Source organism: Streptomyces sp. NBC_01288 (assembly GCF_035982055.1).
In the GTDB taxonomy this organism is placed as follows: domain Bacteria; phylum Actinomycetota; class Actinomycetes; order Streptomycetales; family Streptomycetaceae; genus Streptomyces.
The window spans coordinates 3,303,903-3,317,666 of the sequence record NZ_CP108427.1 but is presented as its reverse complement, the minus strand read 5'-3'; the positions used below and the strand labels follow the sequence as shown (position 1 = coordinate 3,317,666).

General features: G+C 69.8%; 11 protein-coding genes. 8 read left to right on the top strand and 3 right to left on the bottom strand.

Annotated elements, in window-relative coordinates; all coding sequences use genetic code 11:
- The first annotated feature begins 49 nt into the window (after positions 1 to 49).
- On the top strand, positions 50 to 619 hold the full coding sequence (locus tag OG194_RS14210) for a hypothetical protein (RefSeq protein ID WP_327401228.1): 570 nt from the start codon (positions 50 to 52) through the stop codon (positions 617 to 619).
- Here OG194_RS14210 and OG194_RS14205 read toward each other — a convergent pair.
- Entirely contained in the window at positions 609 to 1,292 is a 684-nt protein-coding gene (locus tag OG194_RS14205; RefSeq protein WP_019073117.1) for a response regulator, read from the bottom strand. The genes OG194_RS14210 and OG194_RS14205 overlap by 11 nt on opposite strands.
- Entirely contained in the window at positions 1,289 to 2,992 is a 1,704-nt protein-coding gene (locus OG194_RS14200) for a sensor histidine kinase (RefSeq protein WP_327401227.1), read from the bottom strand. The genes OG194_RS14205 and OG194_RS14200 overlap by 4 nt, the downstream gene beginning before the upstream one ends.
- A gap of 248 nt (positions 2,993 to 3,240) precedes the next feature.
- Between OG194_RS14200 and OG194_RS14195 the strand changes: the two genes are divergently transcribed.
- The 6 genes from OG194_RS14195 (at position 3,241) to OG194_RS14170 (ending at position 10,428) form a co-directional block, all read left to right on the top strand.
- Positions 3,241 to 4,668, top strand: coding sequence for a cation:dicarboxylate symporter family transporter (locus tag OG194_RS14195; RefSeq protein ID WP_442811551.1), 1,428 nt, complete (start codon positions 3,241 to 3,243; stop codon positions 4,666 to 4,668).
- A 216-nt stretch (positions 4,669 to 4,884) separates the two neighbouring features.
- Entirely contained in the window at positions 4,885 to 5,649 is a 765-nt protein-coding gene (locus OG194_RS14190; protein ID WP_327407066.1) for a DUF2127 domain-containing protein, read from the top strand.
- Positions 5,650 to 5,716: 67 nt separating this feature from the next.
- Complete coding sequence (locus OG194_RS14185; protein WP_327401226.1) at positions 5,717 to 7,231, top strand: ATP-binding protein; 1,515 nt, start codon at positions 5,717 to 5,719, stop codon at positions 7,229 to 7,231.
- A gap of 69 nt (positions 7,232 to 7,300) precedes the next feature.
- Positions 7,301 to 7,687, top strand: a complete 387-nt coding sequence (locus OG194_RS14180) for a MerR family transcriptional regulator (RefSeq protein ID WP_327401225.1) — start codon at positions 7,301 to 7,303, stop codon at positions 7,685 to 7,687.
- Between the two features lie 17 nt (positions 7,688 to 7,704).
- Positions 7,705 to 8,016: a thioredoxin family protein gene (locus OG194_RS14175; RefSeq protein ID WP_327407065.1), complete on the top strand. Its 312-nt coding sequence runs from the start codon at positions 7,705 to 7,707 to the stop codon at positions 8,014 to 8,016.
- 159 nt (positions 8,017 to 8,175) lie between these two features.
- Entirely contained in the window at positions 8,176 to 10,428 is a 2,253-nt protein-coding gene (locus tag OG194_RS14170) for a HelD family protein (RefSeq protein WP_442811549.1), read from the top strand.
- 179 nt (positions 10,429 to 10,607) lie between these two features.
- Here the strand turns inward: OG194_RS14170 and glgB are convergent, their stop codons facing one another.
- Positions 10,608 to 12,920 carry a 1,4-alpha-glucan branching enzyme gene (gene glgB, locus OG194_RS14165; RefSeq protein WP_442811548.1) on the bottom strand — a complete coding sequence of 771 codons (2,313 nt, stop codon included), beginning with the start codon at positions 12,918 to 12,920 and terminating at the stop codon, positions 10,608 to 10,610.
- 43 nt (positions 12,921 to 12,963) lie between these two features.
- On the opposite strand from glgB, the gene OG194_RS14160 reads away from it, so the two are divergent.
- Positions 12,964 to 13,572: a hypothetical protein gene (locus tag OG194_RS14160; protein ID WP_327407432.1), complete on the top strand. Its 609-nt coding sequence runs from the start codon at positions 12,964 to 12,966 to the stop codon at positions 13,570 to 13,572.
- Positions 13,573 to 13,764 lie beyond the last annotated feature (192 nt).

Sequence of the window (13,764 nt, the reverse complement as noted above, 5' to 3'; positions counted from 1 at the left end):
CGCCTGCGCAGATGCTGTGTTGGCACCACTCGGGGGAGAGGCGAGGGCAATGCCTGAACGTGACGTCACCGTCGGCCAGTTGCTCCTCGCCGAGTACCAGACCGTCAAGGACGAGCAGAAGACCCGTATCGGCTTCCGCGACAACCTCCTCTACGTCACCCTCACCGTCGTCGCCGCCGTCATCGCCGCCGCGGCCCAGGCCAAGCAGTCCGAGATGCTGCTCGCGCTGCCCCCGGTGTGTGTCGTGCTCGGCTGGACCTACCTCGTGAACGACGAGAAGATCTCCGCGATCGGGATGTACGTACGGGACGACCTGGGGCCCCGGCTCGACCATCTAGTCCGAGGCGAACTCGCCTCCGCCGGAACGGCGTTCGGCTGGGAGACCAGCCACCGTTCCGACAGCCGCCGCCGTTCCCGCAAGGTCATCCAGTGTGTGATCGACCTGCTGGCGTTCTGCGTCGTCCCGCTCGCCGGGCTCGTCGTCTACTGGTTCGCGGGCCAGACGTCCTCCGGCCTGCTCGTCCTGTCCGTGGCCGAGGCGCTCATCGTCGTCGGCCTCGGCCACCAGGTCCTCAGTTACGCGCGGCCCTTCAACTCGCCCCGCCCGCCTACCCCTTGACCCACCGGTACTGCAACTCCGGCCGCCCCACGGTCCCGTACTGCGGACTCCGCGCAGCCCGACCCGCCTCCACCAAGTGCTCCAGATACCGCCGAGCGGTGATCCGGGAAATCCCCACCGCCTCCGCGACCCCCGCCGCGGTGAGCCCCTCCCCGCAGTCCCGCAGAGCGACAGTCACCTTCTCCAACGTCGGCGCACTCAACCCTTTGGGCAGCGCCGCCGGCGAAGGCGCCCGCAACGCGGCCAGCGCCCGGTCGACCTCGTCCTGACCGCTCGCCTCGCCCGCCGCCGCATGGAACTCGGCGTACCGCACCAGCCGATCCCGGAGCGTCGCGAACGTGAACGGCTTCAGCACGTACTGCACGACCCCCAGCGACACCCCCTCCCGCACCACCGCCAGATCCCGCGCCGAGGTCACCGCGATGACGTCGGCGTGATACCCGGCCGCCCGCAAGGACCGCGCAAGTTGCAGCCCGTGCGCGTCCGGCAGATGCAGGTCCAGCAGCAACAGGTCCACCTGCGTACGCTCCAGCGCCCGCCGCGCCTCCGCCCCCGTGTGCGCCTTGCCCACCGCCACGAACCCCGGCACCCGGCCCACGTACATGACATGCGCGTCGGCGGCGACGGGATCGTCCTCGACGATGAGGACGCGGATCGGCTCGGCCGTAGTCACGAAGTACCACCTTTGGAAACAGAACCCTGGGACGACGCCCGCGCACGACCCGCACCGGAATCCGAAGCCGCACTCGAATCCGCCCCCGCCCCCACCCCCCACAAAGGCAACCGCACCTCGAACACCGCCCCGCCCCCCTCCGCCTCAGCCACTGTCAACGTCCCCTCATGCCGATTCACCGCCTGCCGCACCAACGCCAGCCCCAGCCCCCGACCCCCGGGCCCGGCCGGCTTCGTAGAGAAGCCCCGTTGGAACACCGCCTCCGCGTGCGCCGGGTCCACTCCCGCCCCCGTGTCCGCGACCCGCAGCACCAGCGCGGAACCGTCCGCCCCCGCCTCCGTGTACGCCGTCACCGTCACCCGCGCCCGCAGGCTTCCCTGAGCCGCGTCCACCGCGTTGTCGATCAGGTTGCCGAGGATCGTCACCAGGTCCCGCGCGGACAACGAGTCCGGCAGCAGACCGTCGTCCATGCTGCTGTCCTCGGACACCACCAACTCCACGCCCCGCTCGTTCGACTGGGCCGTCTTGCCCAGCAACAGGGCAGCCAGTACAGGCTCGTTGACCGCCGAGACCACCTGGTCCGTCAGCGTCTGGGCCAGCTCCAACTCGGCCGTCGCGAAGTCCACCGCCTCCTCCGCGCGCCCCAGCTCGATCAGCGAGACGACCGTGTGCAGGCGGTTCGCCGCCTCGTGGGCCTGCGACCGCAGAGCCTGTGTGAAGCCGCGCTCCGAGTCCAACTCACCCATCAGCGACTGGAGTTCGGTGACGTCCCGGAGCGTCACCACCGTTCCGCGACGCTCACCGCCCGACACCGGTGAGGTGTTCACCACCAGCACTCGGGACGCCGTCAGGTGCACCTCGTCCACGCGCGGTTCGGAGGACAGCAGTGCCCCCGTCAGTGGTGCGGGCAGGCCGAGGCTCGCGACAGACCGGCCCACCGCGTCCCCCGTCACCCCGAGCAGCTCCCGCCCGCCGTCGTTCATCAGCGCCACCCGGTATTGACCGTCGAGCATCAGCAGCCCTTCGCGCACCGCGTGCAGCGCGGCCTGGTGGTAGTCGTGCATGTGGCTCAGCTCGGTCGCGTTCATGCCGTGGGTGTGGCGGCGCAGGCGGGCGTTGACGACGTACGTCCCTACGGCACCCAGTGCCAGGGCGCCCGCCGCCACCCCGATCAACGCCGTGACCTGGTCCTGCACCCGCTGGGTGATCGCCTCGACCCGGATGCCCGCGCTGACCAGGCCGATGACCTTGTCGCCGCTCTTGACGGGGGTGACCGCGCGGACGGACGCGCCGAGGGTGCCGGTGTAGGTCTCGGTGAAGGTGCGGCCCTGCTGGGCGGGCCCGATGTGGCCCAGGAACTTCTTGCCGATCTGGTTCCGGTCCGGGTGGGTCCAGCGGATGCCCTGCGGATTCATGATCGTGATGAAGTCGACCTGGGTGTCCCGCTGGACCTTCAGGGAGTACGACTCCAGGTGCGCGGTCGGGTTCGACGTACCGATCGCCGCGATCACCGACGGCGAGTCCGCGACCGAGCGCGCCACCGCCATCGCCTGGCGGCCCGCCGCGTCCTCGGCCTGGCTGCGGTCGCTGACGTAGGTGAACAGCGCGTACCCGGCGACGACGACCGCTATCAGCACGGCCTGCATGCCGAAGAGCTGGCCGGCCAGGCTCCGGGGACGGGGGACGTGCGGGAGGCGCATGTCGTCAGTGTGCCTCTCCGGCTAAGCATGAACTAAATGAACGGAAGGGTGACCGCCCTCACATGCCGGGAGATAGTCACCGCAACCCCCGGAAGCAGCCGCCTCCCGGACCGGTCCGCAGGGAGACCTGTACGGAGATCCCAACAGAGATCCGCACAGTGATCGGCGTGGACCGCTTGAAATCCCCAAACCCCGGACGTGAGCCGCACTCGCCACCCGGGTTCCGCCGGTCGTGAGCCGCACGCCGGATGATGCCGACGACGTCGTCAAGGAGGGCAGCCGTGGCCAGCACCCCCGCACCCGCACCTGCCGCACCCGCAGCACCGCCCGTGAAGCGGGACCGCACCCACTACCTCTACATCGCGGTGATCGTCGCGGTCGCCCTCGGCATCGCCGTCGGGTTCGCCGCGCCGGGCTTCGCCGAGGAGCTCAAGCCGCTCGGTACCGGCTTCGTCGCGCTGATCAAGATGATGATCTCGCCGATCATCTTCTGCACGATCGTGCTCGGCGTCGGCTCGGTCCGGAAGGCCGCTCAGGTCGGCAAGGTCGGCGGGCTCGCGCTCGCCTACTTCATCGCGATGTCGTTCGTGGCGCTGGCCATCGGCCTGGTCGTCGGCAACATCATCCACCCGGGCAGCGGCATGCACCTGACCGAGGCCGTCAAGGGCGTCGGACACACGCAGGCCCAGGCCGCCGCCGAGGGCCCGGTCGACTTCCTGCTCGGGATCATCCCGACCACCTTCATGTCGGCGTTCACCGAGGGCCAGGTCCTCCAGACGCTGCTGATCGCGCTTCTCGCGGGCTTCGCGTTGCAGGCCATGGGCCGGACCGGCGAGCCGGTGCTGCGCGGTGTCGAGTACATCCAGAAGCTGGTCTTCCGCATCCTCGGCATGATCATGTGGGCTGCGCCCATCGGTGCCTTCGGCGCGATGGCCGCCGTGATCGGCGAGACCGGCATGGACGCGCTGAAAGCACTGGGCGCGATCATGGCCGGCTTCTACATCACCTGTGCGCTCTTCATCGTCGTCGTGCTCGGCACGCTGACCAAGCTGGTCGCCAAGGTCAACCTCTTCCAGCTGCTGAAGTACCTCGGCCGTGAGTTCCTGCTGATCGTCTCCACCTCGTCCTCCGAGTCCGCGCTGCCGCGGCTCATCGCGAAGATGGAGCACCTGGGTGTCAGCCGCCCGGTCGTCGGCATCACCGTGCCGACCGGCTACTCCTTCAACCTCGACGGCACGATGATCTACCTGACGATGGCCTCGCTGTTCATCGCCGACGCGATGGACCAGCCGATGAGCATCGGCCAGCAGATCGGCCTGCTGCTCTTCATGATGGTCGCCTCCAAGGGCGCGGCCGGTGTCTCCGGCTCCGGTATCGCCGTACTCGCCAGTGGTCTCCAGTCGCACAAGCCGGCCCTGGTCGACGGTGTCGGCCTGATCATCGGCATCGACCGCTTCATGAGCGAGGCCCGCGCGGTCACCAACTTCGCCGGCAACGCCGTCGCCACGCTGCTCATCGGCACCTGGACCGGCGAGGTCGACAAGGAGCGGGTGAACCGGGTCCTCGCGGGTGAACTCCCCTTCGACGAGAAGACGTTGCTCGACGCGAAGGACGGCGACGACCACCTCGACGCCGTACCGGAGCAGGGCGGCGAGAAGGAACTCGCCAAGGCCTGAGTGCTCGTCGACGCTCCCCCGAACCGGGGCGCCTGGACCCGCCTGAACACGGCCCGGACGCCCCACGGACTCCGGGCGGCTGGGTGTCCCCCCGTCGCTCAGCCGCCCGGTCCTTACAGGGATGTACCAGGGATGTACTAGCGTGCCGTGCCGTGCCGGAAACCTCCGGCGCGCACGGCACGTTCGCGTTCGGTGGGAGTCACGGGGGCCATGGGCATGAAGATCGACTGGGACCGGCGGCACTGCGCACGGCACGGGCACGCCACGTACGCGCCCGACGAGACGCCCTTGCGGGAACGGCTGCGTACCGAGACCGGGTTCGGGGAGGCCTGGCGCTGTCTGCGCTGCGGCGACTTCGTCCTCGGCGAACCGCACGGTTCGGGGCCTGCCGACCAAGCGCCCCTGGTGCCGCGAGGCAAGGTGCTGCGGGACCTGTTCATCCTGCGGTTCCTCGCCATCGAGCGGGCCGTGCGCGGGGTGTTCATCGTGCTGGTCGCCGCCGCCGTATGGAAGTTCAGCAACAGCCAGGACTCGGTGCGCCAGCTCTTCGACGAGTACCTCGACGTCTTCCGGCCCGTCTTCAGGCACTTCCACTACGACCTCGACCACTCGCCGATCGTCGGCACCATCCAGAAGACCTTCGGCTACAAGCACTCCACGCTGGTCCTGGTATCCGTACTCCTGCTGGCGTACGCGCTGATCGAACTCGTCGAGGCCGGCGGACTCTGGTACGCCAAGCGCTGGGCGGAGTATCTGACGGTGGTCGCCACCGCCGCGTTCCTGCCGCTGGAGATCTACGAACTCACCGAACACATCAGCTGGTTGAAGATCGCCACCCTCGTCCTCAACATACTCGCCGTCCTCTATATCGCCCTGGCCAAGCGGCTGTTCGGGCTGCGCGGCGGGCGGAAGGCCTTCGACGAGGAGCGGGAGAGCGCGTCCCTGCTGGAGGTGGAGACCTCGGCCGGCGTCATGGTCTGACGTCCGCGGGGCTCATGTCTGACACCCTGGTCCGAAACATCGGAACCCGGGTGCTACGGAGGCAGATATGGACGAACCGGTCGGACTGGAGCTCATGAGCAAGGCCGAGTACGAGCGCCGGTACGGCCCCGAACGCGAGGCCTCGCCCCTCTCGTTGCAGCAGATCAGCGAACTCTTCTACCAGTTCCTCGCCGCGGTCGCCCGCCCCAAGTCCAAGGACTGCGACCCCGCCCGCAACCTCACCGAACGCCTCCGCGCCCACCTCGGCTCCGCCCCCGGCGACCGGCCCGTCGTCAAGGCCGCGTATCCGCCGTACGACCTCCCGAACGTGCATCTCGCGCTGGAGCACTGGTTCGCCGGGGAGGACCGCTCCTACGAACTGGTGGGCATGCGCGGCGCGTCGAACCGCAGCGACCTCACCCTCGGCGACATCCTCGAAGCCGCCGACCGCCACGACAGGTTCACCATCGGAGCCGTCGACTACGCCCATCTGCCGGTCTCGCCCGACGACGAACTCGCCTGTGTCTCCTGCGGGTTCTACCTCGGCGCGGAGGGCGAGGACCGGTTCGCGGTGCTGCTGCGCGGGCCGGGGGACGAGTACGGGCGCGACAAGGTGGAGATCGAAGTCCTCGCGCAGGACAAGGAGTTCGCGGACCGGCTGCTCGCCGAGATCGACGTGCTGGTGCGCGAGCACAACATCTTCCGCGGCCAGGTGCTCTCCTTCGAGGGCTCGGAGTTCGGCCACGGCCTCGGCCCGTTCCGCTTCCACCGCCGCCCGACTCTCACCCGCGACGACATCGTCCTCCCCGAGGGACTGCTGGAACGCGTCGAGCGCCAGGTCGTCGGCGTGGCCCGCCGCCGCGAGCAACTCCGCGCCGCCGGCCAGCACTTGCGCCGCGGCCTCCTCCTCTACGGCCCGCCCGGCACCGGCAAGACCCACACGATCCGCTATCTCCTCTCCCACCTCCCGCAGTTCACGGTCGTCGTCCTGTCCGGCACGAGCATCGAGGCGATCGGCCCCGCCTGCGCCCTGGCCCGCATGCTCCAGCCCGCGCTCGTCGTCCTGGAGGACTGCGACCTGATCGCCGAGGCCCGCGACCACGGCAGCGGCGAACAGCCCCTGCTCTTCCAGATCCTGAACGAGATGGACGGCCTGGGCGACGACGCCGATGTCGCCTTCCTCCTCACCACCAACCGCGCCGACCTCCTCGAACCGGCCCTCGTCCAACGCCCCGGCCGCGTCGACCTCGCCGTGGAGATCCCCCTCCCGGACGCCCCGGGCCGCGCCCGCCTCCTTGACCTCTACGGCACCGGCCTGGACCTCGACGAGACGGTGGCCGCCGAGGCGGTGACCCGCACGGCGGGCACGACGGCGTCATTCACGAAGGAGCTGGTACGCCGGTCCGTCCTGATCGCGGCCGAACGCGAGTCGCCCCGCACGGAACCCGCCGACCTCCGCGCGGCCCTCGACGAACTCCTCTCCGACCGCGACCAGTTGACGCGCCGGCTGCTCGGGGTGCGTGGGGCCGGGGACGGTGGGGAGGGCGAGCGGGCGGACGCGGACGAGCCGGCGTTTCCCTGACGCCGGCGTCGTCGCCTTGATGCCGGCGTCGTTGCCTTCACGCCGACGTCAAGGATTACCGTCGTAGGCATGCGAATCGGCGAGCTGGCCGCGCGGGCCGGGACCACGACGCGGGCCCTGCGGTACTACGAGGCGCGGGGGCTGCTGCCCGCGCGGCGGGGCGGCAACGGGTACCGGACGTACGACGAGGGTGATCTGAAGCTGCTGCGGCAGATCAGGACGCTTCAGGACTTCGGGTTCGACCTGGAGGAGACGCGGCCCTTCGTGGAGTGTCTGCGGGCCGGGCATCCCGAGGGGGACTCGTGCCCGGCCTCGCTCGCCGTCTATCGCCGGAAGCTGGCCGAACTGGATTCCCTGATCGGGGAGTTGCAGGCGGTGCGGGCGGAGATCGGGGTGCGGCTGGCGACGGTGGAGGAGCCGGTGCCGTTGTGCGAACTGGGAGGGCATGAACTGTGATCGACGTGACCCACGTAATGGACGTGACGGACGAGAATTTCGCGGCGGAGGTGATCGGGGCCGAGTTGCCGGTGCTGGTGGAGTTCACGGCGGACTGGTGTCCTCCGTGCCGGCAGATGGGACCGGTGTTGCGGGCCCTCGCCGTCGAAGAGGCGGATCGGCTGAAAGTGGTGCAGCTGAACGTCGATCAGAATCCGGAGACCACGAACGCCTACAAGGTGCTCTCGATGCCCACGTTCATGGTCTTCCGGGGTGGTGAGCCGGTGAAGGCCATGGTGGGGGCCCGGCCCAAGCGCCGGCTGCTGGAGGAACTGGCCGATGTGACCTGAACCCCGGAAACGAGGCCGGGAACGAGGCCGCGAACGAGAAAATCCCCTGAGCAATTGCGCTCGGGGGATTCTTTTGCGTATATTCAATGGTTCGCGACTTCGCGGAAATTGAGTCGCAAAGAGGCTTAGTGAGCACAGTATATATGTCCGGGAGTGGAATTGTCAAACAGCGATGAAATTCACGGTGAGCAGGAATTCATCGACGGCCTGTACGCGCGCGTGGACGCGCTGCGCGGCGCGACCGAGGTCTCCGTCACGGACGCGCTCGGGCAGGGCAACACGCCCATGCAGGCCCGGCTGGAGCGGGACATCCTGGTCGCCGAGCGCTCGGGGCTGCTCGCCGCGCTGAACGCCGTGGACGGCTCGCTCTGCTTCGGCCGGATCGACCTGACCTCCGGCGTCAGCCACCACATCGGCCGTATCGGCATCCGCTCCGACGACGCCGACCTCACGCCGATCCTGATCGACTGGCGGGCCGACGTGGCCCGCCCCTTCTACCTGGCCACCGGCCACACCCCGATGGACCTGCGCCGCCGCCGGCACCTCACCACCGACGGGCGCCGCGTCACCGCCCTGCACGACGAGATCCTCGACCTCGGCGACGCCACCCGCACCGGCCACGAGGACCCGAGCGGCGACGCCGTCCTGCTCGCCGCGCTCAACTCCGCGCGCACCGGCCGGATGAGCGACATCGTGCAGACCATCCAGGCCGAACAGGACGAGATCATCCGCGCGCCCTACCGCGGGGTGCTCGTCGTCGAGGGCGGCCCCGGCACCGGCAAGACGGCCGTCGCGCTGCACCGGGCCGCGTATCTTCTTTACGAATACCGGGAGTTGCTCGCCAAGCGCGCGGTCCTGATCGTCGGTCCGAACCCCGCGTTCCTCGGTTACATCGGCGAGGTGCTGCCCTCCCTCGGCGAGACCGGCGTGCTGCTGGCGACCGTCGGCGAGCTGTTCCCCGGCGTGAAGGCCACGGCCACCGACAGCCGGGCGGCGGCCGCCGTGAAGGGCCGCGCCGACATGGCCGACGTCCTCGCCGCCGTCGTACGCGACTGGCAGTCGCTGCCCGACCCGGTGATCGCCATCGAGCACGACCGCGAGATCCTGATGCTCGACGACGGTCTCGTACGGGTGGCCCGCGACCGTGCCCGTGAGGCCCAACTCCCGCACAACGCGGCCCGGGAGCACTTCGAGGGCCACATCCTCAACACGCTCACCGAGATGGTCGCCGAACGCATCGGCACCGACCCCTTCGACGGCAGCAACCTCCTCGACCCCAGCGACATCACCCAGATCCGCGACGAACTCGCCGAGAACCCCGAAGTCTGGGCCGCCATCGACCAGTTGTGGCCGCGGCTGACCCCGCAGTACCTCGTCGCGGACTTCCTCGCCGACCCCGTGGGCTACGTCTCCGACGACGACGCGGACGCGATCCGCCGCCCGGTGACGCGCGCGTGGACCGTGGCGGACGTACCGCTGCTCGACGAGGCGGCGGAGCTTCTCGGGCGGGACGACCGGGTGCGGCTGGCCCGGGCCCAGCGGGAGCGCGAGGAGCAAGTGTCGTTCGCCCAGGGCGTGTTGGACGTGTCCTTCGCCTCCCGGACGTTCGAGTTCGAGGACAAGGAGGAGGGCGATCCCGAGGGTTCCGAGGTGCTGTCGGCGCACGACATCATCGACGCGGAACGCTTCGCGGAGCGTCAGGAGGAGGAGGACCACCGCAGCGCCGCCGAGCGCGCGGCGGCCGACCGTACCTGGGCGTTCGGACACATCATCGTCGACGAGGCGCAGGAACTCTCGCCGATGGCCTGGCGGTTGCTGATGCGGCGGAGTCCTACGCGGTCGATGACCCTGGTCGGCGACCCGGCGCAGACGGCGGAGGCGGCGGGTGTGGGGTCCTGGTCGGAGATCCTCGCCCCGTACGTCGAGGACCGCTACGACCACACCCGCCTCGGCGTCAACTACCGCACCCCCGCCGAGATCATGGACCTCGCGGCGGCGGTCGTCCGTGCGGAGAATCCGTCCTTCGAGCCGCCGAGTTCGGTGCGGTCCACTGGCGTGCGGCCTTGGGTGCGGGCCACCGACGATCTGCCGGGGGCTGTGGCCAAGGCCGTGGGTGAACTCACGCCTGCGGAGGGGCGGTTGGCGGTGATCGCGCCGCGTGATCTGCATCGGCGGCTTGCTGCGCGGCTGGACGGGGTGACGGCCGGCGCCGAGCCGGATCTGACGCGGAGTGTCGTTCTGCTTGATCCTCGGCAGGCCAAGGGGCTTGAGTTCGACTCGGTGTTGGTCGTCGAGCCGGGGCGGTACGGGACGAGTGATCTGTATGTGGCGCTTACTCGGGCTACGCAGAGGTTGGGGGTGTTGCACACGGGGTCGCTGCCGCTGAGCTTGGCGGAGGCGGGGGTGGTGTGAGGGCGGCTGGTGTTGGTGGCCGGTGTTGACGTGGGCGTCCCTGGGTGCTGCGCCCCCAGACCCCCGTCGGCCTGAACGGCCTCGTCCTCAAGCGCCGGACGGGCTGGATATAGCCGGCCTGCGTCAGTAAGTGCCGGGCAGACTGGATTTTGCCCACCGGCACTTACAACGTCAGGTTGCTATGCCGGGCGCAGCCAGACCGTCGCCAACGGCGGCAAGGTCACTCGGATGCTCGTCGGGCGGCCGTGCCACGGTTGGGGTTCCGGCTTGATGGGGTCCGGGTTGGTGATGTCGCTGCCGCCGTAGAGGGCTGTGTCGGTGTTGAGGGTCTCGTGCCAGGCGGGGATGTCGTCGGGGGTGCCCAGGCGGTAGTCGGGGCGGACGACGGGGGAGAAGTTGCTGACGGCGAGGAGGGGGGAGCCGTCGGTGTCGTAGCGGAGGAAGGCGAAGACGTTGTCCTCGCTGGCGTCGCCGGTGATCCACTGGAAGCCGGACGGGTCGGTGTCCAGTTGCCAGAGGGCGGGGGTGTGGCGGTAGACCGTGTTGAGGTCGCGGACGAGGTCGCGTACGCCTCGGTGGTCGGCCTCGGCGCCGTAGGAGGGGTCCAGGAGCCACCAGTCGGGGCCGTTGGTCTCGGACCACTCGGCGCCCTGGGCGAACTCCTGGCCCATGAAGAGGAGTTGCTTGCCGGGGTGGGCCCACATGAAGGCGAGGTAGGCGCGGAGGTTGGCGCGTTGTTGCCACCAGTCGCCGGGCATCTTCGACACCAACGAGCGCTTGCCGTGGACCACTTCGTCGTGGGAGATGGGGAGGACGTAGTTCTCGCTGTAGGCGTACACCATGGAGAACGTCATCTCGCCGTGGTGGTGCTTGCGGTGGACGGGCTCGTGCGACATGTAGTCGAGCGAGTCGTGCATCCAGCCCATGTTCCACTTCAACCCGAAGCCCAGGCCGCCGAATCCGCCGGGGCCGATGTGGTGCGTGGCGCGGGTGACGCCGTCCCAGGCGGTGGACTCCTCGGCGATCGTCACGACTCCCGGCACCCTGCGGTACACGGTCGCGTTCATCTCCTGGAGGAAGGCGACGGCGTCGAGGTTCTCCCGGCCGCCGTGCTCGTTCGGGGTCCACTGGCCCGGTTCGCGTGAGTAGTCGAGGTAGAGCATCGAGGCGACCGCGTCCACGCGCAGGCCGTCGATGTGGAACTCCTCGCACCAGTAAACGGCGTTCGCCACAAGGAAGTTGCGGACCTCACGGCGGCCGAAGTCGAACTCCAGCGTGCCCCAGTCGGGGTGCGCGGCCCGGAGCGGGTCCTCGTGCTCGTACAGGGGGCGGCCGTCGAACTCGGCCAACGCCCAGTCGTCGCGCGGGAAGTGGGCCGGCACCCAGTCCATGAGGACGCCGATACCGGCCTGGTGCAGCGCGTCGACCAGGAACTTGAAGTCGTCGGGGGTGCCGAGGCGGGCGGTCGGGGCGTAGAAGCCGGTGACCTGGTAACCCCACGAGCCGCCGTACGGATGCTCGGCGACCGGCATCATCTCGACGTGGGTGAAGCCCAAGTCCTTGACGTAGGCGGGGAGTTGCTCGGCGAGCTGGCGGTACGTCAGGCCCGGTCGCCAGGAGGCGAGATGGAGTTCGTAGATGGAGAGGGGTGCTTTGTGGGCGGGGAGTTCGGTGCGCTGGGCGAGCCATTCCTCGTCGTTCCACTCGTAGTGCGAGGCGTGGACGATCGAGGAGGTGGCGGGCGGGACCTCGGTGCGGCGGGCCATGGGGTCGGCGCGCATCGTCTTCGAACCGTCGGGCCGGGTGATCTCGAACTTGTACAGCTCGCCCTCGCCGACACCCGGCATGAACAGTTCCCACACTCCGGTGCCGCCGAGTGAGCGCAGCGGGGCGCCCGTCCCGTCCCAGAAGTTGAAGGTACCGGCAAGGCGGACGCCCTGCGCGTCCGGCGCCCACACGGTGAAACGGGTACCGGTGACCCCCTGATGCGTCATCGTCCGCGCCCCGAGCGCCTGCCACAACTCCTCGTGCCGGCCCTCACCGATCAGGTGGAGATCCAGATCACCGAGCGCGGGCAGGAACCGGTACGCGTCCTCGACCTCCTGCACGGTGCCTTCGTAGGCCACGGCGAGCCGATACTCCGGCACACCGTGGAGGGGAAGCAACCCGGAGAAGAACCCGTCCCCGTCGTCATGCAACTCGGCCTTCAACTGCCCTGCCACGACGGTGACTCCGAGCGCGAACGGCCGGAACACCCGGAACGCGACTCCGCCGGGGACCGAGTGGGCGCCGAGTACGGAGTGGGGGGCGTGGTGGGTTCCGTGGAGGAGGCGGTCGCGGTCTGGGGCGTCCAGGGCGGGGGAGATGGTGGGGGTTGGGGGAGGGGTGGGGGAGGTCGGTGGGGTGGGCTGTGTGGCCAGGTCTGGGGTGTTGGCCGGGGTCGGCAGCGGGGCGGGGGCCGGTGCGGTGGGCGGGGCCGAGGGCGTGGCCAACTGCGGGGTGGTGACGGGTGCTGCCGACGGAGCCGATGGGGTTGTGGGTGTGGTCGGCTTCGAGGCTTCGGCCGAGGCCGATGGTACGGGTGAGGCCGGTGTGGTGGGCGGTGCCGCCGGTGTGGCCGCCTTCGGGGTGTCAGCCGCAGCCGTCAGCGGGGCCGGTGCCGAAGCGGGAGCGGCGGGCGAGGTCGGTGTCGTGGTCGGCGTTGGCGTTGTGGCCGGTTCCGGGGCGTCGGCCGATACCGGCGGCGTGGCCGGCGCCGGAGCCGGAGTGGCGGGCGAGGTCGGTATGGCTGACGGGGGCGCCGGTGTGACCGACTTCAGATCCGGGGTGTCGGCCCGGGTCGGCAGCACCGCCGGAGTCGGAGTGGTCGGCGAGGTGGACGGGGTTGTCGGTGTGGCCGACTCCGACTCCGAGGTGTCGTCCGGAGTTGGCAGCACAGCCGGAGCCGGTGCGGTGGGCGGTGTCGATGACGTGGTCGGCTCTGCATCCTCGGTCGCCGCCAGCGGCGTGGCTGACTCGGAAGTGGGACCGGAATCCGAAGCGAGACCCGACTCCGAGGTGGGACCCGACTCCGAGGTGGGATCCGACTCCGACGTGGGACCCGGCTCCGGGGCGGACGCGACGCCGGGGTCAGCAGTCGCCTGACCCGGTGTGGAGGCCTCCTGCTCTGCTGCGGAACCTCCCTGCTCCGGTGCGGAAGCCTCCTGCTCCGGTGCGGAAGCCTCCTGCTCCGGTGCGGAAGCCTCCTGCTCCGGTGCGGAAGCCTCCTGCTCCACTGCGGAAGCCCCCTGCTCCGGTGCGGAATCTGCCTTTTCCGACAAGGGCGCGGCGCTTCCC